This is a genomic window from Cupriavidus sp. 05T41, from assembly GCF_056396525.1.
In genome coordinates, this window is record NZ_JBFTLQ010000013.1 from 46,766 (window position 1) to 68,304 (window position 21,539).

21 protein-coding genes are annotated in these 21,539 nt (G+C 68.8%); 16 read left to right on the forward strand and 5 right to left on the reverse strand.

What is annotated here, in order from left to right; translation table 11 throughout:
* The first annotated feature begins 84 nt into the window (after nt 1-84).
* The gene (locus AC1DKV_RS10815; RefSeq protein WP_441620291.1) at nt 85-1,512 is read left to right on the forward strand and encodes an MFS transporter; all 1,428 of its coding nucleotides are present in this window, start codon (nt 85-87) and stop codon (nt 1,510-1,512) included.
* Nucleotides 1,513-1,623: 111 nt separating this feature from the next.
* On the opposite strand, the gene AC1DKV_RS10820 is transcribed toward AC1DKV_RS10815, so the two are convergent.
* Complete coding sequence (locus tag AC1DKV_RS10820) at nt 1,624-2,181, reverse strand: hypothetical protein (protein ID WP_441620290.1); 558 nt, start codon at nt 2,179-2,181, stop codon at nt 1,624-1,626.
* Nucleotides 2,182-2,422: 241 nt separating this feature from the next.
* Nucleotides 2,423-3,373: a LysR substrate-binding domain-containing protein gene (locus AC1DKV_RS10825; RefSeq protein ID WP_441620288.1), complete on the reverse strand. Its 951-nt coding sequence runs from the start codon at nt 3,371-3,373 to the stop codon at nt 2,423-2,425.
* Nucleotides 3,374-3,537: 164 nt separating this feature from the next.
* Between AC1DKV_RS10825 and gtdA the strand changes: the two genes are divergently transcribed.
* From gtdA to AC1DKV_RS10890, 13 genes are all read left to right on the forward strand, one after another.
* On the forward strand, nt 3,538-4,584 hold the full coding sequence (gene gtdA, locus AC1DKV_RS10830) for a gentisate 1,2-dioxygenase (protein ID WP_441620286.1): 1,047 nt from the start codon (nt 3,538-3,540) through the stop codon (nt 4,582-4,584).
* Between the two features lie 97 nt (nt 4,585-4,681).
* Nucleotides 4,682-5,380 carry a fumarylacetoacetate hydrolase family protein gene (locus AC1DKV_RS10835; RefSeq protein ID WP_441620284.1) on the forward strand — a complete coding sequence of 233 codons (699 nt, stop codon included), beginning with the start codon at nt 4,682-4,684 and terminating at the stop codon, nt 5,378-5,380.
* 33 nt (nt 5,381-5,413) lie between these two features.
* Complete coding sequence (gene maiA / locus AC1DKV_RS10840; RefSeq protein WP_441620282.1) at nt 5,414-6,058, forward strand: maleylacetoacetate isomerase; 645 nt, start codon at nt 5,414-5,416, stop codon at nt 6,056-6,058.
* 54 nt (nt 6,059-6,112) lie between these two features.
* Nucleotides 6,113-7,321, forward strand: a complete 1,209-nt coding sequence (locus AC1DKV_RS10845; protein ID WP_441620280.1) for a 3-hydroxybenzoate 6-monooxygenase — start codon at nt 6,113-6,115, stop codon at nt 7,319-7,321.
* Between the two features lie 119 nt (nt 7,322-7,440).
* Nucleotides 7,441-8,799, forward strand: a complete 1,359-nt coding sequence (locus tag AC1DKV_RS10850) for an MFS transporter (protein ID WP_441620278.1) — start codon at nt 7,441-7,443, stop codon at nt 8,797-8,799.
* Between the two features lie 435 nt (nt 8,800-9,234).
* Complete coding sequence (locus AC1DKV_RS10855; RefSeq protein ID WP_441620276.1) at nt 9,235-11,067, forward strand: OPT/YSL family transporter; 1,833 nt, start codon at nt 9,235-9,237, stop codon at nt 11,065-11,067.
* Nucleotides 11,068-11,262: 195 nt separating this feature from the next.
* Nucleotides 11,263-11,388 (forward strand): hypothetical protein, encoded by a 126-nt coding sequence (locus tag AC1DKV_RS10860; protein WP_441620346.1) that lies wholly within the window; start codon nt 11,263-11,265, stop codon nt 11,386-11,388.
* Between the two features lie 73 nt (nt 11,389-11,461).
* On the forward strand, nt 11,462-14,275 hold the full coding sequence (locus tag AC1DKV_RS10865) for a monovalent cation/H+ antiporter subunit A (RefSeq protein WP_441620274.1): 2,814 nt from the start codon (nt 11,462-11,464) through the stop codon (nt 14,273-14,275).
* Complete coding sequence (locus tag AC1DKV_RS10870; RefSeq protein ID WP_441620272.1) at nt 14,275-14,616, forward strand: Na+/H+ antiporter subunit C; 342 nt, start codon at nt 14,275-14,277, stop codon at nt 14,614-14,616. The genes AC1DKV_RS10865 and AC1DKV_RS10870 overlap by 1 nt, the downstream gene beginning before the upstream one ends.
* Nucleotides 14,613-16,130, forward strand: coding sequence for a monovalent cation/H+ antiporter subunit D (locus AC1DKV_RS10875; RefSeq protein WP_441620270.1), 1,518 nt, complete (start codon nt 14,613-14,615; stop codon nt 16,128-16,130). Before AC1DKV_RS10870 ends, AC1DKV_RS10875 begins: the two co-directional genes overlap by 4 nt.
* A gap of 13 nt (nt 16,131-16,143) precedes the next feature.
* The gene (locus AC1DKV_RS10880) at nt 16,144-16,647 is read left to right on the forward strand and encodes a Na+/H+ antiporter subunit E (RefSeq protein WP_441620342.1); all 504 of its coding nucleotides are present in this window, start codon (nt 16,144-16,146) and stop codon (nt 16,645-16,647) included.
* Nucleotides 16,632-16,907, forward strand: coding sequence for a K+/H+ antiporter subunit F (locus AC1DKV_RS10885; RefSeq protein WP_441620268.1), 276 nt, complete (start codon nt 16,632-16,634; stop codon nt 16,905-16,907). Before AC1DKV_RS10880 ends, AC1DKV_RS10885 begins: the two co-directional genes overlap by 16 nt.
* 19 nt (nt 16,908-16,926) lie before the next feature.
* Complete coding sequence (locus AC1DKV_RS10890; RefSeq protein WP_441620266.1) at nt 16,927-17,298, forward strand: Na+/H+ antiporter subunit G; 372 nt, start codon at nt 16,927-16,929, stop codon at nt 17,296-17,298.
* A gap of 32 nt (nt 17,299-17,330) precedes the next feature.
* On the opposite strand, the gene AC1DKV_RS10895 is transcribed toward AC1DKV_RS10890, so the two are convergent.
* Nucleotides 17,331-17,639, reverse strand: coding sequence for a high-potential iron-sulfur protein (locus AC1DKV_RS10895; RefSeq protein WP_441620264.1), 309 nt, complete (start codon nt 17,637-17,639; stop codon nt 17,331-17,333).
* A 201-nt stretch (nt 17,640-17,840) separates the two neighbouring features.
* Here AC1DKV_RS10895 and AC1DKV_RS10900 point away from each other — a divergent pair, with 201 nt between their 5' ends.
* Nucleotides 17,841-18,551 carry a hypothetical protein gene (locus tag AC1DKV_RS10900; RefSeq protein ID WP_441620262.1) on the forward strand — a complete coding sequence of 237 codons (711 nt, stop codon included), beginning with the start codon at nt 17,841-17,843 and terminating at the stop codon, nt 18,549-18,551.
* Between the two features lie 121 nt (nt 18,552-18,672).
* Here the strand turns inward: AC1DKV_RS10900 and AC1DKV_RS10905 are convergent, their stop codons facing one another.
* The gene (locus AC1DKV_RS10905; protein ID WP_441620260.1) at nt 18,673-20,094 is read right to left on the reverse strand and encodes an aldehyde dehydrogenase family protein; all 1,422 of its coding nucleotides are present in this window, start codon (nt 20,092-20,094) and stop codon (nt 18,673-18,675) included.
* A 112-nt stretch (nt 20,095-20,206) separates the two neighbouring features.
* On the opposite strand from AC1DKV_RS10905, the gene AC1DKV_RS10910 reads away from it, so the two are divergent.
* Entirely contained in the window at nt 20,207-21,265 is a 1,059-nt protein-coding gene (locus tag AC1DKV_RS10910) for a LysR family transcriptional regulator (RefSeq protein ID WP_441620258.1), read from the forward strand.
* Between the two features lie 21 nt (nt 21,266-21,286).
* On the opposite strand, the gene AC1DKV_RS10915 is transcribed toward AC1DKV_RS10910, so the two are convergent.
* Nucleotides 21,287-21,511, reverse strand: coding sequence for a DUF2188 domain-containing protein (locus AC1DKV_RS10915; protein ID WP_441620256.1), 225 nt, complete (start codon nt 21,509-21,511; stop codon nt 21,287-21,289).
* Nucleotides 21,512-21,539 lie beyond the last annotated feature (28 nt).

Here is a 21,539-nt window from a genome sequence, read left to right on the forward strand (position 1 = left end):
CCGGCGCGCCGGCCCCGGTGCGCTTCCCGAGACTGCCAATCCTCCGCCCCGGACGGCATCGCGCCGCTCCACGCACGCCCGTCAATGGAAACCACGCAAAGCCAGTCCTCGATGAGATTCCTGCCGTATCTCGTCGCCGCTACCTTTTTCATGGAGTACCTGGACACCACCGTGCTGGCCACGGCCTTGCCACAGATGGCACACTCGTTCGGGGTCGGGCCGAACGACCTCAGCCTGGGCATGACTTCCTACATGCTGGCGCTGGCGGTGTTTATCCCGGTCAGCGGCTGGGTGGCCGACCGCTTTGGCTCCAGGACCGTGTTCGGCGCCGCGATCGTGGTGTTCACGGTGGCGTCGGTGCTGTGCGGCGCGTCCAGCGGGCTCGCCGAATTCACCGCGGCGCGCGTGCTGCAGGGCATCGGCGGGGCGATGATGGTACCGGTGGGGCGCCTGATCGTGGTGCGCAATACGGACAAGCGCCACCTTATCAAGGCCATCTCCACCATCACCTGGCCGGCCATCGTGGCGCCGGTGGTGGGGCCGCCCATCGGTGGCTTCATCACGACCTACGCGTCCTGGCGCTGGATCTTCCTGCTCAATGTGCCGTTCGGCATCGCGGCGCTGGTCGCCACGCTGATGATGATCCGCAACGTGCGCGAGACCGAGCCCAGGCCGCTCGATGTGGTCGGTTTCCTGCTCAGCGGCGCCACGCTGACCTTCGTCCTGTACGGCACCGAGCTGGCCAGCCAGCAAGGCTCCAGCCTGGCGACGGCAGGCGGCTTCGTGGCCGCGGGGCTGGTGCTGGGCGTGCTGGCCGTGCGCCACGCGGCGGGCCACCCGCATCCGCTGCTCGACTTCACCACGCTGCGCGTGCCGACGTTCTCGGTCACGGTGCTCACCGGTTCGGTCACGCGGGTGGGCATCGGCGCGGTGCCGTACCTGATGCCGCTGCTGTTCCAGATCGGCTTCGGGCTGTCGGCGTTCCGCTCGGGCCTGCTGCTGCTGGCCAGTGCGCTGGGCAACCTCGGCATGAAGGCGCTGACCACGCGCGTGCTGCACCGCTACGGTTTCCGCACCACGGCGATCGTGGACGTGGCTTTCGCCAGCCTGTTTATCGTCGCGTGCGGCCTGCTCACCCCCGCAACGCCGCTGGCCGTGGTCCTGCTGGTGGTGTTCGTCTACGGCGTGACGCGCTCGATGCAGTTTTCCACACTCGCCACGCTGGCCTATGCCGATATCCCGCAGCCGCAGATGAGCAGCGCCAACACGCTGTGGAACGCCGCCCAGCAGATGACGATCGGCCTGGGCATCGCGTTCGGCTCGCTGTCGCTGCGCGTGGCGGCGTCGATGCGCGGGGAGAGCGGCCAGGCCGATATGCCGCATTTCACCCTCGGCGATTTCCGCTGGGCCTTCCTGTTCGCGGGGGTCCTGACGCTGGTGTCGTTGATCGGCTATGTCCGCCTTGCGCCGGACGCGGGGCGTCACCTGGCGAGCCGGGGCAAGACGGCCTGAATGGCTTGAATGGCTTGAATGGCCCGGGCGCCGCTGCGGCAGTTCCGCGTCCGCGGCCGGAATCTCCTGCGCCATCGCCAGCGTGCTCGTCGGCTGGTGCCGCGGCCGTGCTCAATGCAGATCGTGTGCCGCGCCCCTGCGGGCCGCGACGCCCGGCACGCCCGGCGATGCGGCCGGCGCGGCGGCATCGCCGTGGCGCGCCGCCAGTTCATGCTCATGCAGGCTGGCGTCCTGCCACTGCTTGCCGTCCCAGGCCTGGAAATGCAGGTCGGCCAGCGGGATGGCGGACATCGTTCCCAGCCAGTCGGTCGGGTTCGCGCCGGCGCGCAGCCCCTTGGTCACCATGACCATGGCTTCGGGCACATCGATGCCTGCCACGCGGGTGATGGCCGGCCACGGCAGCAGGCGGGTGTCGTTGCGCGGCAGGCCGAAGCGGAACAGGGGAGCCTGCGCGCGCAGGCCGGCCTGCGGGCGGTGGCGGAACATGTCGCGGCGCTTCCATTCGGTCTTGGCCGCGGACGGATCCCATTGTTGCCGGCGCGAGAACCACAGCACCTTGGCGGCGCCGGCGGACACCGGCAAGGCGGTCGGGATCAGCCCTTGGGACTGGGCGATCGTCGGTAGATGGCTCCCCGTGGTGTAGTGCCAGGCGAGATTGGTGGCGTTCATGACGGACTCCTGCTGTACGCCCCATACACTGAGCCCGAAAGCTTGTCATGACAAGCAGGCGAAACGATATATTGCACTGCAAGAAATTATGACGCACTTGCCACCTTGGCTGGCGAGGCGTCCGCCAGGCCAGCACTGGGGCGGGCTGGCGGATGTGGCCGTTTTTCCGGCGCCGGTGCACCGCAGCAATGTGCGGAAAAAATGGAGGAAAACCGCTAATCGCGGCGCGGCGAAAAGCGACTCATACGCTTCTTTCCTCCTCGTCCGGAGCATCCAGGGCGGAGCGCGCCGCGACCCGGCGCAACGCGTCCAGGGCGGCACTGACGGCAATCCTGCCGAAGCCATCTTCACGCCAGTACATCGACACGGAGCCGAACCCGGCGAGGCGCAGCGGCAGGATGCGCAGCGCGCCCAGCTGTTCCAGCCGCCGCGCGGTGCGATGGGAGGCCACGCCGATCATATTGCTGTGGTTGAGCAGGGTCAGGTTCAGGATGACCGAGTTCGATTCCACGCAGTCGGCCGGCATGCTCTTGCCGGCGGCGTTCAGGGCGGATTCCAGCGTATTGCGGATTGGCGTGCCGCGCGGCCAGATGATCCAGCGGTAGGCCTGCACATCGCTCCAGCCGGGCTCCGCCAGTTCGAACAGCGGATGGCGCGGGCGCGTCACGAAGTGGATCGGCTCCATGTATAGCGCTTCGGTGCGCATATGGCCGTCCTGCAGTTCCGGCGCGGAACGCCCCACCACGATGTCGACCTCGCCGCGCGCGAGCTGCGCCATCAGCAGGTTCATGGTGCTTTCGACCAGCCGCACTCGTGCCCTGGGCAGGCGTTGCAGCAGTGCGGTGACGGCCAGCGGCACGGTATCGGCGGCCGACGCGCCCGAGGTACCGAGCACCACCAGCCCGCTGCCGCCTTCGCGCATGGCCAGCATGTCGTCGCGGGCGGTGTCCAGGTGCGCTTCGATGCGCCGGGCATGCGCGATCATCGACTCGCCGTAGGGCGTTGGCCGCAGGCCCCGCGCATGGCGCTCGAACAATGGCAGCCCGATGTCGTCCTCCAGTTCCTTGAGCCACTTCGACAAGGCCGGCTGCGTGGTGCTGAGCGCCACGGCGGTCTGGCTCATATTGCCGGTCTGGGCCAGGCTGAGCAGCATCTGAAGGTTGCGCAGACGGAGGCGCTGGGTCCAATCCATAAGGGTTATCCCTTTGAGGTATATCCATTGGAATATGGATAAGAGGAATTGATTATTTTACAGGGTATATCTCCGGAAGTATAAATACGTCATCGCAGCCCGCATCCTTCCATTCACCCGCGGCTGCACCTCGCCGGACCACGGCGCAGGATCCGGAGACAACCATGTCAGACGCAAACAGGAATGCAGAGCGCGCGGCCTACTACGACCGCATCGGCCGCAACCAGATGACGCCGCTGTGGGAATCCCTGCACGCCCTGGTGCCGCCGCAGCCGCGCCCGCAGGCGCAGCCTGCCATCTGGAAGTACGCCGAGGTGCGCCCGCTGGTGATGCAGGCGGGCAATGTCATCAGCGCGGCCGAGGCGGTGCGCCGCGTGCTGGTGCTGGAAAACCCGGGCCTGCCAGGCAAGTCGAGCATCACTTCTACCCTCTATGCCGGCCTGCAGCTGATCCTGCCCGGCGAGATCGCGCCCAGCCACCGGCATACGCAGTCCGCGTTGCGCTTCATCGTGGAAGGCCGCGGCGCCTGGACCGCCGTCAACGGCGAGCGCACCACCATGCAACCCGGTGACTTCATCATCACGCCGTCGTGGACCTGGCACGACCATGGCAATCCTTCGCTGGAAGACGGCGGCGAGCCGGTGGTCTGGCTCGACGGACTGGACATCCCGCTGCTGGTGCACCTGGATGCCGGCTTTGCCGAGAACTACCCGGAGGCTTCGCAGCCCGTGCTGCGCCCCGAGGGCGACAGCTTCGCGCGCTTCGGCCACAACATGCTGCCGGTGCGCCACCGCGTGACCGATCCGACTTCGCCGATCTTCAGCTATCCCTATGCCCGCAGCCGCGAGGCGCTCGACCAGCTTTACCGCAATGGCGAGCTGGACGCCTGGGACGGCGTGAAGCTGCGTTATGTGAATCCCGCCACCGGCGGCTGGCCGATGCCAACCATGGCGACCTTCATGCAGTACCTGCCGGCGGGTTTCCAGGGCAAGACCTACCGCAGCACCGATGCCACCGTGTATTCCGTGGTGGAAGGGCGCGGCACCGTGCGCATCGGCGATGCGCAGTTCCAGTTCGAGCCGCGCGACACCTTCGTGGTGCCCTCATGGGCGCCGGTGCAACTGGCCTCGCTGGACGATACGGTGTTGTTCAGCTATTCGGACCGCCCGGTGCTGTCCGCGCTCAACCTGCTGCGCGAAGAGCGCAGCTGATCTCACGCTTTCCGGCAGGCAAGGCAAGGCGCCGCGCCTGAGCCGCGCGCGCCTGCCGGCACGCCCTCCCGTTTTCCATTTATCCATGAGGTTCCGCATGTCGTTCGTTGTCACCCCGCCCGCCACCGTCGCCATTCCGGTCGTCGGCAGCCAGGATCAGTTTCCCGTGCGCCGCGTCTACTGCGTCGGCCGCAACTACGCCGCCCATGCCCGTGAAATGGGTTTCGATCCGGACCGCGAGCCGCCGTTCTTCTTCTGCAAGCCGGCCGATGCCGTGGTGCCCGTGGCCTACGGCGAGACGCTGACGCTGCCGTACCCCGCCCAGACCGCCAACTTCCACTATGAGGCCGAGCTGGTGGTGGCGATCGGCAAGGGCGGCTCCGACATCGCGCTGGAACAGGCGCTGGAGCATGTGTGGGGCTACGCCGTGGGCCTGGACATGACCCGCCGCGACCTGCAGATGAAGATGCGCGAGATGGGCCGCCCGTGGGAAATCGGCAAGGCCTTCGACGTGTCCGCGCCGATCGGCCCGATCCACCCGGCCGGCGACGTGGGCCATTTCGAGCAGGGCGCGATCTGGCTGACCGTGAACGGCGCGGACAAGCAGCGCAGCGACGTGACCCACCTGATCTGGTCGGTGGCCGAAACCGTGGCGGACCTGTCGAAGTTCTTCCGCCTGGAACCGGGCGACCTGATCTACACCGGCACGCCCGAAGGCGTGGGCGCCGTCAAGCCGGGCGACCTGATGGCGGTGGGCGTGGAGCGCCTGGGCGAGTTGTCGGTGCGCGTGGCCTGATGTACCGGCGGCTTTCAGCAGGAGGGCTGCATCGTGCAGATCTATAGTTTCTTCAACAGCTCCACGTCCTACCGCGTGCGCATCGCGCTGGCGCTCAAGGGCCTGCCGTACGACTACCGGGGGGTCAATATCCGCACCGGCGAGCATCGCGCCGCGGACTATGTGAGCGCCATCAACCCGTCGGCCGCGGTACCGGCGCTGGCGGACGGCGATTTCCACCTCGGCCAGTCGCTGGCGATCATCGACTATCTGGATGCCCGCCACCCGCAGCCGCGCCTGATCCCGCTGGAGCCCGCGCTGCGCGCGCGGGTGCTGGAACTGAGCTATGCCGTTGCCTGCGACATCCATCCGGTCAACAACCTGCGCGTCCTGCGCTACCTGCAGGACAAGCTGGGCGCATCGCCGGAGCAGAAGGACGCGTGGTACCGGCACTGGGTCGAGGACGGCCTGGGCATGGTCGAGCGCCTGCTGGCCGGGGACGGCCGCGGCCCGTGGTGCTTCGGCGACCAGCCCACGCTGGCCGATTGCTGCCTGGTGCCGCAGATCGCCAACGCGCAGCGCATGGGTTGCGACACCACCGCCTTTGCGCGCGCCATGGCCGTCTACCGTCACGCCAGCGAACACCCTGCGTTCGTGCAGGCAGAACCCCAGCGCCAGCCGGACTACACGGCGCGCTAACCGGTAGCGCGGGCAGCCGGCGCCAAGGCCGGGGCCCGCAACCAGGAGACCAATATGAATGACATTCGCAGCACGGACCGCAAGGTGATCGTCGTGGGCGGCGGCATCGGCGGCCTGGCCGCAGCGCTGGCGCTGGCCCGGCAGGGCATCCGCGTGGAGTTGCTCGAACAGGCCGAGAAGATCGGCGAGATCGGCGCGGGCATCCAGCTCGGCGCCAACGCCTTTGCCGCGCTCGACGCGCTGGGCGTGGGCGAGGCGGCGCGCAGGCGCTCGGTCTTCACCGACCACCTGGTGATGATGGACGCCATCGACGCCACCGAAGTGGCCAGGGTGGATGTCGGCGAGCGTTACCGCCAGCGCTTCGGCAACCCCTACGCGGTCATCCACCGTGCCGACATCCATCTCTCCATCCTGGAAGCGGTGCAGGACCATGCGCTGATCCGCTTTCGCACCGCCACGCAGGTGCGCGCCCTGGAGCAGGACGAACGCGGCGTGACCGTGGTCGACCAGCATGGCGAACGTCACCGGGCCGATGCGGTGATCGGCTGCGACGGCGTGAAATCGGCCGTGCGCGAGGCCTTGCTGGGCGACGAACCCAGGGTGACCGGCCATGTGGTGTATCGCGCCGTGGTGGACGTGGCCGACATGCCCGCCGACCTGCAGATCAATGCGCCGGTGGTCTGGGCGGGCCCGCACTGCCATCTCGTGCACTACCCGCTGCGCGGCGGCGAACAGTACAACCTGGTGGTGACCTTCCACAGCCGCGAGCAGGAGGTATGGGGCGTGCGCGACGGTAGCAAGGAAGAAGTGCTGTCCTATTTCGAGGGCATCCACGCGCGTCCCCGCCAGATGCTGGACCGTCCGACCTCCTGGCGCCGCTGGGCCACCGCCGACCGCGACCCGGTCGAGCGCTGGAGCTTCGGTCGCGCCACCATCCTCGGCGATGCCGCGCACCCGATGACGCAGTACCTCGCGCAGGGCGCCTGCCAGGCGCTGGAGGATGCCGTCACGCTGGGCGCGGCCGTCGCGGCCAGGGACGGCGATTTCGAGGCTGCCTTCGCGCTGTACGAGAAGGTCCGCATCCCGCGTACCGCGCGCGTGCTGTATTCCGCCCGCGAGATGGGCCGGCTCTACCACGCCAAGGGCGTGGAGCGGCTGGTGCGCAACTCGCTCTGGGTGGGCCGCACGCAGGAGCAGTTCTACGACGCGCTGCAATGGCTGCATGGCTGGCGTGCCGAGGACTGCCTGGAGGGCGCGCGCTAAGCACCCTGGGTGCAGCAGACAACGACAGGCAGCAAAGCCGCGCCAGGGTCAGCGATACCCGGCCGGGCAGGGACGGGCCGGCTCCAGCCGGCCGCCTGAGAAAGACAAAGGAGACCGCAGTGCCCACCCCCAAGCCATCCATCGGCATCACCGAGTTCATCGACGGCCGGCCGCTATCGGCATACCAGGTCATGATCGTCGCGCTTTGTTTCCTGATCGTCGCCATCGACGGCTTCGACACCGCCGCGATCGGCTTCATCGCCCCGGCCATCCGCGCCGAATGGCAGCTCGGCCCGGCCCATCTGGCGCCCCTGTTCGGCGCCGGGCTGGCCGGCCTGATGGCCGGTGCCTTCCTGTTCGGCCCGCTGGCGGACCGCTTCGGCCGCAAGGGCGTGCTGGTCTTCTGCGTGCTGTTCTTCGGCATCGCCAGCCTGGCCAGTGCTTTTGCCGGCTCGCTGTGGGGACTGGTCGCGCTGCGCTTCCTGACCGGCCTCGGCCTCGGCGGCGCCATGCCCAACACGATCACCCTGACCTCGGAGTACTGCCCTGCGCGGCGCCGCTCCTTCCTGGTGACCACGATGTTCTGCGGTTTCACCGTTGGCTCCGCGCTGGGCGGCCTGGCCTCGGCCAGCCTGATCGAAGAGCACGGCTGGCGTTCGGTGCTGTTGCTGGGCGGTGTGCTGCCGCTGTTGCTGCTGCCCTTGCTGCTGTGGCAACTGCCGGAATCCGTGCGCTATCTCGTGATGCGCGGCAAGCATCCGCTGCGCGTGGCGGCGACCCTGCAGCGCATCGCACCGGGCGAGCAGGTCGTTGCCGGCAGCTTCAAAATCACCGACGCGCCCCGGCCCGGCTCGCCGGTGGCCCACCTGTTCAAGCCCGAACTGGTGCGCGGCACGCTGCTGTTGTGGCTCACCTTCTTCATGAGCCTGCTGGTGATCTACCTGCTGTCGAGCTGGCTGCCCACGCTGCTGCGCGCCACCGGCGCGTCGCTCAAGACCGCGGCGCTGGTGACCATGATGTTCCAGGTCGGCGGCACCGTCGGCGCCATCGTGCTTGGCTGGCTGATGGACCGCATCAACCCGCACTACGTGCTGGCCGTGACCTACGCCCTGGCGGGTTTGTTCATCGCCGCCATCGGCAGCCTGACGTCGGCGCCGTGGCTGGCAAGCGTGGCCGTATTCGCCGCCGGCTTCTGCATCTCAGGCTCGCAGGTCGGTGCCAACGCCTTGTCGGCCGCCTACTATCCCACCGACTGCCGCGCCACCGGCGTGAGCTGGGCCAACGCCGTAGGGCGCATGGGCTCGGTGGTGGGATCGGTCGGGGGCGGCGCCATGTTGTCGATGGGGCTGACCATGCCGGCGCTGTTCCTGATCGTGGGCGTGCCGGCGGTGATCGCGGGTGCCACCATGCTTCGGCTGGGGCGGTATCGGGCCGGGGTGGTCATTGCGGCGCGTCCTGCCGTGCCGGCGGCGCATTGAGGTGCGGTGGAGCAGACCCGGCGCCTGTCCGTGACGGCAATCTCCGGGCCCGGCGCGTTCCTTCCTTGACCAATCAAATGATAATCATTATTATTTGAGTCTCAGGTTTGTGACACGATCTGAGTCAGCAAATGGGTTTCCGGACACGCTTCGTGTCCGGACTTTTTTTCCAGGCAGCGGATTCACCGCGCCCGTCTCCCTCCGGCATCTCGTTCTCCCGACACCGCCCGGAATCGCCCGGCACCGCCCGGAATCGCCCGGCACCGCCAGAAATAGCCCGGCATCGCCCGGCATCGCCCGGTCGCGCGGCGTTGCGGTAGCATCTGTCCCTGTATCCCCCGCGTTCCCGTCGCCCGGCTTTCCCGGGTTTTTTCGTCGTCCTGGTCGTTCTCGTCGTCTCGTTCCAACCCGCAGATCCGATCCCCGCCAACGCGCATGGGCAAACCAATGACGGAAGCCGGCGGTCCACCGCCATACGACGCCCCGCCGGTCGCGGATGCCGCCAGCGGCCGCCGCTGGGCCTGGCTGCCCGCCCAGGGCGGGTGGGGCTACTACACGCTGCTGGGCGCCATCGGGGTGCTGGTGCTGGGCCCGCTGGGCGGGATCGCCGCGGCCTATATGAACTTCTCGCTCGGGTTCTTCGTGGGCGGGCAGGTGCTGGCCGGCATCCTCGGCTCGACCATCACCTACGGCTACGGCGCGGATGGCCGCCACGGCGCCAACTATATCCAGACCATCGCCGCGTCGGTCGCCGGCATGAGCGGCATGGCCGTGGTGATCCAGGCGATGACGTGGCTGGGCCTGCCGGAGCCGCCGCTGTGGCAGCTGATCCTGTACATGCTCTGCGTGGGCATGTTCGGCGTGGGCGTGGGCATGTTGTATACGCCGGTCCTGGTGGACCGCCTGCAACTGACGTTCCCGTCGGGGCTGGCGGTGGCCAATATCCTGCGCGCGCTGACCGATCCGGTGCTGCTGCGGCACTCGGTGTCGCGCCTGGCCGGCGGCACGCTGCTGGGCATCGCGTGCGGCGTCGGCGCGGCGCGCGTGGCGCGGCTGGCGGCCATCGATCTGTCTGCCTCCACCTTTGGCGCTGGCATGATCGTGGGGGCGCGGATCGGGCTGGCGGCGCTGGTGGCGGGTCTCGCGGGCCAGGCGCTGGTGCCTTACTTCGTCTCGATCGGCTGGCTGGCACCGGGCGATCCGTTCCGCAAGATCACCTTCCTGATCGCGCTCGGCATGATCATGGGCGCGGCGCTGGTCGATATCTCCCTGATCCTGCGCCGGGCCTTGCGCCAGGCCCGGGCCGCACCCGGCGCGCGGCTGGCTGCGCAAGGGCGCGGCGCCTCATGGCGGCTGCTGGCGTGGGTGGTGTTCTGGGGGGCGGCCATCGTCGCGGTGGGCTCGGGCCTGCTGCACCAGCCGGCGGGCTACCTGCTGCTGGCGGTGGTGCTGGTGTTCGTGTTCGCGATGGTCAATGGCATCTCGGTCGGCATGGTGGACCAGAACCCGATTTCCTCGGCCTTCGTGCTGTCGGTGATCCTGATGGCGGCGCTCGGCCTGAAGGATCCGCAGGTGGGGCTGATCGCGGCGACGGTGCTGCTGGTCTCCACCAGCCAGGCCTGCGACATGCAGCAGGACCGCTCCACCGGGTGGCGCCTGGGCACGGACCGTACCGTCCAGTTCCGTTTCCAGGTGGCCGGGATCGTGGCCGGCGCGGTGCTGGCGGTGCTGTTCGCGCGGCTGTTCATGCGCGCCTATCCCGAGCTGGCGCTGGACCAGACGGTGCTGGCGGCGGACGCGCAGCCGCACCGCTGGGCGTCCGCCATGACCTACAAGATCGTCGGCGCGCTGCGCGGGCTGGCGCAGGACCTGCCGCACCAGCGGCTGGCGGTGGCGATCGGCATGGGCATCGGCCTGGCCACGGCGGTACTGCGGCTGCTGGTCCGGTCGTGGCCGGCGTACCGGCGCTTCGTCGATGGGGGCGGGCGGGGCAGGGCGGTGGATTTCCTGGTGGATACGGTCTTGCTGCCTTCGCCCTATGCGTCGTCGTTCGGCGGCTTCGTGAACCTGCCGACTTCGGCCTGGTTCGCCGCCGGCGGCGTGGTGGCCAGCGTGGCCAACGGCCTGCCGGGACGCCGCGGCGCGGCGGATCCGTTGCCGCAGGACATGAGCACGACCTCGCTGCTGGGCGGCGGGCTGATCGCGGGCGACGCGCTGGCCGCGGTGGGGCTTGGCATCGCCGGCCTGCTGTTCACGGCGATGGCGTGAGCGCCGCCCGGTTCGCCGGGGCGCCGACTTTAGCGTTTTCGCAGCCGATCTGAATTTTTTCCCTGCCATGGCCCCGTGCGGGCGGGCCATGGCCGTTGTGGCGCAGAATGACCGCAGGCGCCCGCCGGGACCGCGCCGGACTGGAGGGTCTTGCACAATGACAGTGGACTCCCAGACTTCCAGGAGCCCAGCCGGATGAACAGCCATCAGAATGCCCGACTCACCTTCTGCCGACGACTGGAGATGGTCCAAGACATTACCGAACATGGCCTGAGCGTGCCCGAAGCGCGGCCGCCCACGGCGGGCGCCGACCACCATTGAGCATGCCCGGGACCGCGCGCATCTGCATTGCGCGCATGGCGGTGCCTGGCAAGCCGGTTCCTGGAGATGGGCGATGTTGATGGTTTGCCTGATCGCGCTACCGCTGCTGGCGGCGATGCTGGTACTGCCGGCGCGCCGCCATGCGCGCGTGCTGGCCGCACCCATCGTGGCAGGCGCGCCGCTGGCGGGCCTGGCGCTGCTGCTGGGCATGGGCGGGCAGGCGCTGGACGGCGGCGTGATCGCGTGGCGCCAGCCCTGGCTGGAAGAGATCGGCCTGAACCTCAGCCTGCGCCTGGATGGGCTGTCCTATCTGTTCGCCCTGCTGGTGCTCGGCATCGGGCTGCTGGTCATCCTGTACGCGCGCTACTACCTGCCGCGCGGCGAATCGAGCGCGCGTTTCTTTGCCTTGCTGCTGCTGTTCATGGCGGCCATGCTGGGCGTGGTGCTGTCCTCCAACCTGCTGTTGCTGGCCGTGTTCTGGGAAATGACCAGCATCGTGTCGTTCCTGCTGATCGGCTTCTGGTCCTATCGCGCCGACGCACGCAAGGGCGCGCGCATGGCGCTGACCGTGACCGGCGGGGGTGGCCTGGCGCTGCTGGCCGGCGTGCTGCTGCTGGGGCATATCTGCGGCAGCATGGAGCTGTCGGATGTGCTGGCCCAGGCCGGCACCGTGCAGCACCACCCGCTGTATGTGCCGATGCTGGTACTGATCCTGCTGGCGGCGTTCACCAAATCGGCGCAGTTTCCATTCAATTTCTGGCTGCCGCACGCCATGGCCGCGCCCACGCCGGTGTCGGCCTACCTGCATTCCGCCACCATGGTGAAGGCCGGCGTGTTCCTGCTGGCGCGGCTCTATCCGGTGCTCGACGGCAGCAACTGGTGGTTCTACCTGGTCAGCCTGACCGGGCTGGCCACGCTGGTGGCGGGCGCCGCCATGGCGCTGTTCCAGCGCGACCTGAAGGGCCTGCTGGCGTATTCGACCATCAGCCACCTCGGCCTGATCACGCTGCTGTTCGGGCTCGATACGCAGCTGAGCACGGTGGCCGCGTTGTTCCACATCATCAACCACGCGGTGTTCAAGGCTTCGCTGTTCATGGCCGCGGGCATCATCGACCACGAGACCGGCACGCGCGACCTGCAGCTGCTGCGCGGGCTGCGCCGCTACATGCCGCACACCGCGCTGCTTGCCATCGTGGCTTCGCTCTCGATGGCGGGCGTGCCGCTGTTCAACGGCTTCCTGAGCAAGGAGATGTTCTTCGGCGAGACCCTGGCGCAGGGCCTGCTCGGCGACTTCAACTGGGTCATCCCGGCGGCGGCGACGCTTGCCGGGGCATTGACGGTGGCGTATTCGCTGCGCTTCAGCTACGGGGTGTTCTTCGACGGCAAGCCGGACGCCTTGCCGCACTACCCGCCGCACGAGCCGCCCCGGTCCATGAAGATCCCGGTCGAGGTGCTGGTCGTGACCTGCCTGGTGGTGGGCCTGTTCCCCGCCTATACGGTCGGCCCGCTGCTGGCGGCAGCGGCGCTGGCCACACTGGCCGCGCCGCTGCCGGACTACAGCCTGAGCCTGTGGCACGGCGTGAACCTGCCGCTGCTCATGAGCCTGGTCTCGATGGCGGCCGGCACGGCCTTCTTCATCCTGCGGCGCGGCGCCTTCCACCGCTATCACGCGCGCATCGCGCATCTCAGCGCGCGCGATGTGTTCGAGGCCGGCATTGCCTGCATCGCGCGGGCCGCCGGGCGTCTCGCGGCCGTGTTCGAGAACGGTTCGCTGCAGGCATACCTTGCCTGGATGCTGGCCGCGATGCTCGGCATCCCCGCGCTCCTCTTGGCCGACCTCGACACGCTGGCCGGCCCGCTGCCGCCGACGCCGCCCGACAGCGTCACCCTCGGCGGCATGGGCCTGCTTGCCTTGTCGGCCATCGGCGTGGCGATCGCCCGCCGGCAGCGCCTGAACGCCCTGATCCTGCTGGGCGCCTGCGGGCTGCTGGTGACGCTGGCGTTCGCACGTTTCTCGGCGCCCGACCTGGCGCTGACCCAGGTGTCCGTGGAGGTGGTGACCATCCTCTTGCTGGTGCTGGCGCTGTACTTCCTGCCGGTCGACCGGCCCGAGGCCGCCAGGCCGCTGCGGCATGTCCGCGACGCCGTGCTCGCGCTGGGCGGCGGCGCGCTGGCCGCGGTGCTGGCTTACGCCGTCATGACGCGCCCCTACGATTCGATTGCCTCCTTCTTCGTCGACAACAGCGTGAGCGGCGGTGGCGGCCACAACGTGGTCAATGTGATCCTGGTGGATTTCCGCGGCTTCGATACCCTGGGCGAGATCTGCGTGCTGCTGGTCGCCGGCCTGGGCGTGCACGCCATGCTCAAGGGGCTGAGGCTGGCGGCGCCGCCGGCAGGGCCCAACGGGCTGCCATGGTCGGGCCAGAGCCATCCGCTGCTGCTCGCCATCCTGGCCAGGTTGATGCTGCCGCTGACCATGATGGTGGCGGTGTTCATGCTGCTGCGCGGGCATAACCTGCCGGGCGGCGGATTTGTCGCCGCGCTGGTCACGGTGGTGGCCTTGTTGCTGCAATACGTGGCGAGCGGCGTGCTGTGGACCGAAGCCCGCATCGCGCTGAACCACCGTGCGCTGGCGGGCGGCGGCATCCTGCTCGCGGGGCTGACCGGGCTGGGCAGCTGGGCCTTCGGCTATCCGTTCCTGACCACCGCCTTCGGGCATTTCCACGTGCCGCTGCTGGGCGAGGTCGAGCTTGCCACCGCCATGCTGTTCGACCTTGGGGTGTATTTCACGGTGGTCGGCACCACGCTGCTGATCGTGTCGCACCTGGGCGTGCGCGACAAGCGCGCCGGCCAGGCAAGCCAGGCAGGCGCCGGGGAGGGCACGTAATGGAGGCGGCCTACGCATGCACGATCGGCGTCCTGATGGCCAGCGGCCTCTACCTGCTGCTGCGCGCGCGCACGTTTACCGTGGTGCTGGGGCTGGCGCTGGTTTCCTACGCGGTGAGCCTGTTCCTGCTGGGCATGGGCCGGCTGGCGACCGGCAAGCCGGCGGTGATCGCCGCCGGCGCGCAGTATGCCGATCCGCTCCCGCAGGCCCTGGTGCTCACGGCGATCGTCATCGGCTTTGCGATGACCGCGTTCGCGGCGGTACTGGCGCTGCGCTCGCTCGGGATCTCGGGCAGCGATCATGTCGATGGCCAGGAGCCGGACGGGGAGCCCGACGCATGAGTGCCGCCCCGCCGCTGCCGATCCTGCTTGTGGTCCTGCTGCCGATGTTCGCCGGTGGCCTGCTGGCCGCCGGCCCGGCCCGCTGGAGCGGCGCGTGGCGGGCCCTGAACATCGTCGCCACCTTGCTCTTGCTGCCGCTGGCTTGTGCCCTGGTGTGGCACGCCGCCAGCGGCGCCATCGAGGTCTACAGCCCCGGCAACTGGCCCGCACCCTTCGGCATCGTGCTGCAGCTCGACCGCCTGGGCGCCATGATGCTGTTGCTCACCGCGGTGCTGGCTTCGGCGGCGGCGGTGTGCGCCGGGCGCGGCGACGCGCGCCTCGGCCGGCATTTCCACGCGCTGTTCCAGTTCCAGCTGATGGGCCTCAACGGCGCCTTCCTGGCAGGCGACCTGTTCAATCTCTTCGTCTTCTTCGAGATATTGCTGATCGCCTCGTATGCCTTGCTCGTGCATGGCGGCGGCCGCGCGCGCATCGGCGCCGGGCTGCACTATGTGCTGCTGAACCTGGCGGGGTCGGCGTTCTTCCTGATCGCGGTCGGCGTGCTGTACGGCCTGACCGGCACCCTGAACATGGCGCACATGGGCTTGCGCCTGGCTGGCCTCGAGCCCGGCGCCATGCCGCTGGCAACGGCCGCCGCGGCCATGCTGATGCTGGTGTTTGCGCTCAAGGCGGCGCTGTTTCCGATGGCCTTCTGGCTGCCCCGGGCCTACGCCAGCGCCACGGGCTCGGTGGCCGCGCTGTTCGCCATCATGAGCAAGGTCGGCCTCTACGCCATGCTGCGTTGCGCGGCGCTGGTGTTCGGTGCGCCGGACGGCATGCTGGCCGCGTTCATGCACGACTGGATCTGGTCGCTGGGGCTGGCGACCATGGCCTTCGGGGCGGCCGGGGCGCTGGCCGCGCAGGGCCTCAAGTCGCTGACCGGCTACCTCGTGCTCGCATCGGTGGGGTTGCTGGCCGCCGGCATATCGATGCAGACCGGGCCGGCGTGGAGCGGCGCGCTGTATTACCTGCTCAGCACCACGCTGTGCACGGCGGCCCTGTTCCTGCTGGCGGACGCGCTGGAGCCGGCGCCGGCGAAGGCGGCCCCGGCCGTGGTCCAGCCGTCGCGGCTGGCCGGGGTGCTGTTCCTGGTCGGCGCGGTGGCGGCGATCGGGCTGCCGCCGCTGTCCGGCTTCATCGGCAAGGTCATGGTGATGCGCAGCACGCCGCTGGCCAGCGCGGCCGTGCTATGGCCGGTCATCCTGCTGTCCAGCCTGGCGCTGCTGGTCGCGGTGAGCCGCACCGGTACGCGCCTGCTGTGGCGCCTGCCGCAGCAGGCGGCGGAGCGGCACGCCAGCGTCCACCGCCAGGCGCCGGACCGATGGAAGCTGGCTTGCTGCGCGTTCCTGCTGGGCTGCAGCGTGGCGCTGGTGGTGTTCGCGCTTCCGCTGCACCAGTACCTGGCCGCCACCGCCACCCAGCTGTTCGACCGTGCTGCCTACCTGCGCGCGGTGCTGCCTGCCGGGAAGGGCTAGGCGCATGCGCACGCTGGCCCGGCGCCTGTTCCCCCATCCCTGGCTCAGCCTGGTGCTGCTGGCCGCGTGGCTGCTGCTGTCCAACAGCGCGTCGCCCGCCAGCTGGGTGCTGGGCGCCTTGCTGGGCTGGGCCATCGCGCTGCGCGTCGGCCAGCGGCTGTGGCTGCGGCCGGTGCGGCTGGCCCGCCCGGGGCTGCTGCTGCGGCTGGCGGGACATGTACTGATCGATATCGTGGTGGCCAATGTGGAAGTAGCCATGCTGGTGCTGGGCCCGGTAGCGCGGCTGCGTCCGACGTTCATCGTGGTGCCGCTCGACGTCGAGCATGAACTGGCGCTGGCCATGCTGATCAGCATCGTCTCGCTCAGTCCCGGCACGCTGTGCGCCGAACTCAGCGACGACCGCCGCCGCCTGCTGGTCCATGTGCTCGACCTCGACGACGAGGCCGCGCTGGCAGCACTGATCAAATCGCGCTACGAAGCGCCCCTGCGGGAGATATTCGCATGCTTGCCATCGTGATACCGGTAGCCCTGGCCATCCTTGGCCTGGCCTTCGTGCTGACCTTCATCCGCCTGGTGCGCGGCCCCAGCTTGCCGGACCGCATCGTGGCGCTCGATACGCTCAATATCAATGCGATCGCCCTGATCATGGTGCTCGGTATCTGGCTGCATTCGGCGCTGTTCTTCGAAATCGCCCTGCTGATCGCCGTGATGGGCTTTATCGGCACGGTCGCGCTGACCAAGTACCTGCAGCGCGGCGACATCATCGAACTCAAGTGAGCGGAGCAAGGGAGACGTCATGAGCGCCGTTGCCGAGATCGCCACCTGCGTGCTGCTGCTGGTGGGCAGTGTCTTCACCCTGGTCGGGGCGTTCGGCCTGTTCCGGCTGCCCGATTTCTACATGCGCCTGCACGGGCCGACCAAATCGACCACGCTGGGCGTGGGGAGCATCGTGGTGGCGTCGGTGGTGTGCTTCAGCACCGGGGGCGACGGGCTGAGCCTGCACGAATTGCTGATCACGGCCTTCCTGTTCCTCACCGCGCCGATCAGCGCGCATATGCTGGCCAAGGCGGCCATGCAGCAGCGCCTGCCGGTGGACCCGCGCACGCGCGGGCGGCCATGGGAAGCGCAGGGCGGCGCATCGGCAGGGGACGCCGACGGGGCTTCCTAGTTGGCTCTCCGGTTGCGCCCGCGGGCGCTGACTCAGCCTTGTTCCCAGGCGCTGCACCAGCCGGCGGCCGCCACCTGCTTGTCGCCGAACAGCACGCAACTGCCGGCGGCAGGGCTGCTGCCTTCCTGGAACAGCTGGCAGTTGGCGCAAGTCTGGCTGGCCGCGTGCCTGGGGTACCTGGCCTGGTCCACCTTGCGGGTGTCCGCCTTGTACCCGAGGCTGACGGCCTGCGGGTCTTTCTCGTCGAGCACGGGGGATGCCGCGTGCGCGGCGGCGCTGGCGCCAAGGCCCGCCACCACGGCCAGCGGCACGGTCTTCAGGAACTGACGGCGGGTCGACATGCTGTTTCCTTTTCTGGCAAGAGGAACTGGTTGCGGCCGGTGCCCGGATCTGTGTCTTGCGGGGAAGGCAGCGGCGCGCGCTGTGGATTGTGGCACAGCGCACGCCGCCCGGCCCGCCGACGGTGCAATGGCTTGCGGCGCCACATCTGTGGCAAACTCGGCGCTACTTTTTCCGATCGTCATCCCGCCCCTTCCACACCCATGACTTCTGCCTCCAATACCAACACCCTGCGGCAAGCCCTGCAGGAGCCGTTGCCGCTGCAACTCGCGCCGCTGATGGGCACCGGGTTCATCGATCGCGGCGAGGGCAACCGCTTCGCGATCTATACCGAGCCGCCCGAGGCCCCGGGCCGTGACGAGGTGCTGGGGAGGCTGCGCGGCCTGCTGGCCGCGCAGAGCGACGCCGAGGCCAGCGGCGAGGTGCTCGACAGCGAAGACTGGGAGCCGGGCCAGGCCTTCGAGATGGACATGGAGAGCGACGACGTGTGCGGCCAGGTGCTGTTCTACCGCCTGATCCTCGCGCACGACCTGGATCCGGCGGGCTATTGCGCCTTCGAAATCAATGCCGACGAGACCGGCGTGGTCTTCGTCACCCTGGTGGAATCCTGGATCCGCCCGCAATACCAGTCCCTGGGCGCGCAGCGCGGCTTCGTGCTGCAGATGGCCAATGCCGTCCATGCGGTGCTCGCGGAACTCGACGCGCGCTTGCAGCAGGCCGGTGAACACAGCGTCTCGCTCGAAGTGCTGCTGGGCCTGGAGCAGGAATCCACCGATGGCAGCGCGGTGCTGCAGTCGCTCGGGCAGACCCTGCGCGCATGGACCGGCGCCTCGGCGGCAAGCGATGCCGAGCGCCAGCCGCTGGGCATCGCCGCGGTGAATGTCTCGGTCATTTCTGCCAGTTCGCAGGAATAGACGCGGAACTGTCGCGGAACCGTCGGGGAACTGTCGGGGAACGGCCAGGCTGGCACCGTGCAGGTGCGGCCCGGTCGCACGGAACCCGGCCTGATCCCCGTGCACCCGCTGGCCAGCCCGCTCAGGCCACGCCCAGCAGCGATTTCGGTTCCATGAAGGCTTCCAGGCCAAACGTGCCGTATTCGCGGCCGATGCCCGATTGCTTGAATCCCCCGAACGGTGCGGCGGGCTCGTGGGCCAGCGTGTTGACCAGCACGCGGCCGGCCTCGATGCGCTGCGCCACCGCGCGGGCGCGGGCGGCATCCGACGACAGCACATAGGCCTGCAGGCCGTAGCTGGTGTCATTGGCGATGGCGATGGCCTCCTCGGTGTCGCCGTAAGGCAGGATCGACAGGACCGGGCCGAAGATCTCCTCGCGCGCGATGGTCATGTCATTGCGCACGCCGCTGAACACTGTCGGGCGCACGAACCAGCCCTTGCCCGCGCCTTCGGGCCGGCCCTCGCCGCCGGCCAGCAGCCGCGCCCCTTCTTCGATGCCGATGCGGATGTAGCGCTGCACGCGCTGCCATTGCTTTTCGCTCACCATCGGGCCGATGGCGGTGCCGGGGTCGCGCGGGTCGCCGCTGCGGGTGCGGGCCACCTCCGCCACCACGGCCGCCTCGAACTCGTCCAGCCGCGCGCGCGGCACCAGGATGCGCGTGCCGGCAACGCAGGCCTGGCCGCTGTTCATGAAGCCGGCCTGGAGCGCCAGCGGCACGGCATGCGCCAGGTCGGCATCGTCGAGCACCAGCACGGGCGACTTGCCGCCAAGCTCCAGCGTGACGCGCTTGAGCGTGTCGGCGCCGACGCGCAGGATGGTCTTGCCGACAGCGGTGGAACCCGTGAACGATACCTTGGCCACATCGGGATGCGCGCTGATCTCGGCGCCCACGGTGTCCCCGCGCCCGGTCACGATGTTGAACACGCCGGGTGGAAGGCCCGCCTCATGCAGCGCCTCGGTGACGATGCGGGTCTGGATGGCGCTCATCTCGCTGGGCTTGATCACGGCGGTGCAGCCCGCCGCCACGGCTGCGGCCAGCTTGCCGCAGATAAAGCCGCCGTTGCTGTTCCATGGCGTGATCAGCCCGGCCACGCCAAGCGGCGTCATGACCACTTCCGCCGTGCCCATGGTGCGCCGGAACGCATAATCCTCCAGCACTTTGGCGGCTTCCAGCAGGACGCTGGAGGCGTGCTGCGCCATCCAGCGCCCGCGCGATACCGGCGCGCCATATTCTTCGACGATGGCCTCGAAGAGTTCGTCTTCGCGCGCCAGCATCGCGGCGTGCATGCGCCGCAGCCAGCCGATGCGCTCGGCCTTGGTGGTTTGCGAAAAGGCGGGAAAGGCCCGCCTGGCGGCGGCGATGGCGCGCCGGGCATCTTGCGCGTCGGCCAGCCGCACCTGGCCGATGACCTCGGCGGTGGCGGGATTGAAAAGGTCGAACCACTCTTCACCGTGCGGGGTGACGAAGGCGCCGTCGATGTAGATCTGATCGATGCGATGCATGAAGACTCCGGGAATGCGCAGGACGCGTAGCAACATGGGCTCAACGATAAGCCCTGCTAATTAGCCGGTCTAGCCATATAATTTCGCATGGACTGTTGAACAGATTGGGATAATGCAGACATCGGGACTCAGTGAACTCGAAGGCGTGATCGCCGTGGCGCGCCTGCGCAGTTTTCGTGCCGCGGCGACGGAGCTGGGCGTTTCCACCTCGGCGCTGAGCCACGCCATTGCCGCGCTGGAGGCGCGCATCGGCGTGCGGCTGTTTCATCGCACCACGCGCAGCGTCTCGCTGACCGAGGCCGGCGCGCAGTTCGTCGACGGCGTTGCGCCTGCGCTATCGACGATCCGCGGCGCGATGGAGCAGGCGGGCAGCTTTCGCGATACGCCCTCCGGCACCTTGCGTATCAATACCGCGGTGGGTGCCGCCCTGCAGGCGATGCCGTTGTTCATGGCCTTCCTGCGCCGTTATCCGGAGATGAAGCTGGATATCGTCACCGAAGGCCGCCTGGTCGATATCGTGGTGGCCGGCTTCGATGCCGGCATCCGCCTTGCCGAGAGCCTGCCGCTGGACATGGTCGCGGTGCCGCTGGGGTCGCCGCAGCGTTTTGCCGTGGTGGGCAGCCCGGCTTACTTCGCCGCCAATCCGGTGCCGCGCACGCCCGCCGACTTGCTCGCGCACAGCTGCATCCGCACGCGCATGCCAAGCGGCGCGCTCTACCGCTGGGAATTCGCGCGCCATGGCGAATCGATGAGCATCGATGTCCAGGGCGCGCTGACGCTGGACGATGCCTCGCTGATGCTCGAGGCGGTACGCACAGGCCTGGGGCTGGCCTATCTGACCGAATGGAATGTCGCCGCGGACCTCGCCGCGGGCACCTTGCAGCGGGTGCTGGAAGACTGGACGCCACCGTTTGGCGGCCTGTGCCTGTATTACCCCAGCCGCCGCCATGTGCCGGCGGGATTACGCGCACTGATCGAGATGATCCGGGAGGACGCAGGGTCCGCGCCAACGCAGCGCGCGATGCCGGCCTGGCGGGGAACGGTGGGAAGTCACACCAAGCCCTCCGAGCCTGAAGTGCCTGAGCAGGCTGGAGAGCCCGGAGACTCTGGCGACGCTGGAGAACCCGGCGAGGACGCGAAGGCGCGCAAGAAAAGCCAGAGACAAGGCTAAAGCCGGGCGAGGGCGGCAAACCTAGCCCTCCACCCCGCGCGGATCTCCGCCATAGCTGTTGCGCGAGCGGACCTGGCCGTCCTGCCCGTGGATCAGCAACTCGACGCGTTCGCGCTGTGCATCGCGCGTGCCAGCCTCGATGGCATCCTCTTGCGAGTCGTGATGCGAGTCGGCATACCTGGCCCCTTCGTGGATCACGTCCCATCCGTTGCCGTGGGGGACGACGTGGATATTGCGGACTGTCATCTCGATCTCCTGACTGTTTCTCCTGACT

Coding starts and splice junctions, on each gene's coding strand:
- AC1DKV_RS10860 (WP_441620346.1), top strand. CDS start 11,263: ATGAACAGCCATCAGAATGCCCGACTCACCTTCTGCCGACGACTGGAG.
- AC1DKV_RS10825 (WP_441620288.1), bottom strand. CDS start 3,373: ATGGATTGGACCCAGCGCCTCCGTCTGCGCAACCTTCAGATGCTGCTC.
- AC1DKV_RS10820 (WP_441620290.1), bottom strand. CDS start 2,181: ATGAACGCCACCAATCTCGCCTGGCACTACACCACGGGGAGCCATCTA.
- AC1DKV_RS10855 (WP_441620276.1), top strand. CDS start 9,235: ATGGGCAAACCAATGACGGAAGCCGGCGGTCCACCGCCATACGACGCC.
- AC1DKV_RS10885 (WP_441620268.1), top strand. CDS start 16,632: ATGCTTGCCATCGTGATACCGGTAGCCCTGGCCATCCTTGGCCTGGCC.
- gtdA (WP_441620286.1), top strand. CDS start 3,538: ATGTCAGACGCAAACAGGAATGCAGAGCGCGCGGCCTACTACGACCGC.
- AC1DKV_RS10915 (WP_441620256.1), bottom strand. CDS start 21,511: ATGACAGTCCGCAATATCCACGTCGTCCCCCACGGCAACGGATGGGAC.
- AC1DKV_RS10890 (WP_441620266.1), top strand. CDS start 16,927: ATGAGCGCCGTTGCCGAGATCGCCACCTGCGTGCTGCTGCTGGTGGGC.
- AC1DKV_RS10910 (WP_441620258.1), top strand. CDS start 20,207: ATGCAGACATCGGGACTCAGTGAACTCGAAGGCGTGATCGCCGTGGCG.
- AC1DKV_RS10895 (WP_441620264.1), bottom strand. CDS start 17,639: ATGTCGACCCGCCGTCAGTTCCTGAAGACCGTGCCGCTGGCCGTGGTG.
- AC1DKV_RS10900 (WP_441620262.1), top strand. CDS start 17,841: ATGACTTCTGCCTCCAATACCAACACCCTGCGGCAAGCCCTGCAGGAG.
- AC1DKV_RS10875 (WP_441620270.1), top strand. CDS start 14,613: ATGAGTGCCGCCCCGCCGCTGCCGATCCTGCTTGTGGTCCTGCTGCCG.
- AC1DKV_RS10845 (WP_441620280.1), top strand. CDS start 6,113: ATGAATGACATTCGCAGCACGGACCGCAAGGTGATCGTCGTGGGCGGC.
- AC1DKV_RS10815 (WP_441620291.1), top strand. CDS start 85: ATGGAAACCACGCAAAGCCAGTCCTCGATGAGATTCCTGCCGTATCTC.
- AC1DKV_RS10870 (WP_441620272.1), top strand. CDS start 14,275: ATGGAGGCGGCCTACGCATGCACGATCGGCGTCCTGATGGCCAGCGGC.
- AC1DKV_RS10865 (WP_441620274.1), top strand. CDS start 11,462: ATGTTGATGGTTTGCCTGATCGCGCTACCGCTGCTGGCGGCGATGCTG.
- AC1DKV_RS10835 (WP_441620284.1), top strand. CDS start 4,682: ATGTCGTTCGTTGTCACCCCGCCCGCCACCGTCGCCATTCCGGTCGTC.
- AC1DKV_RS10905 (WP_441620260.1), bottom strand. CDS start 20,094: ATGCATCGCATCGATCAGATCTACATCGACGGCGCCTTCGTCACCCCG.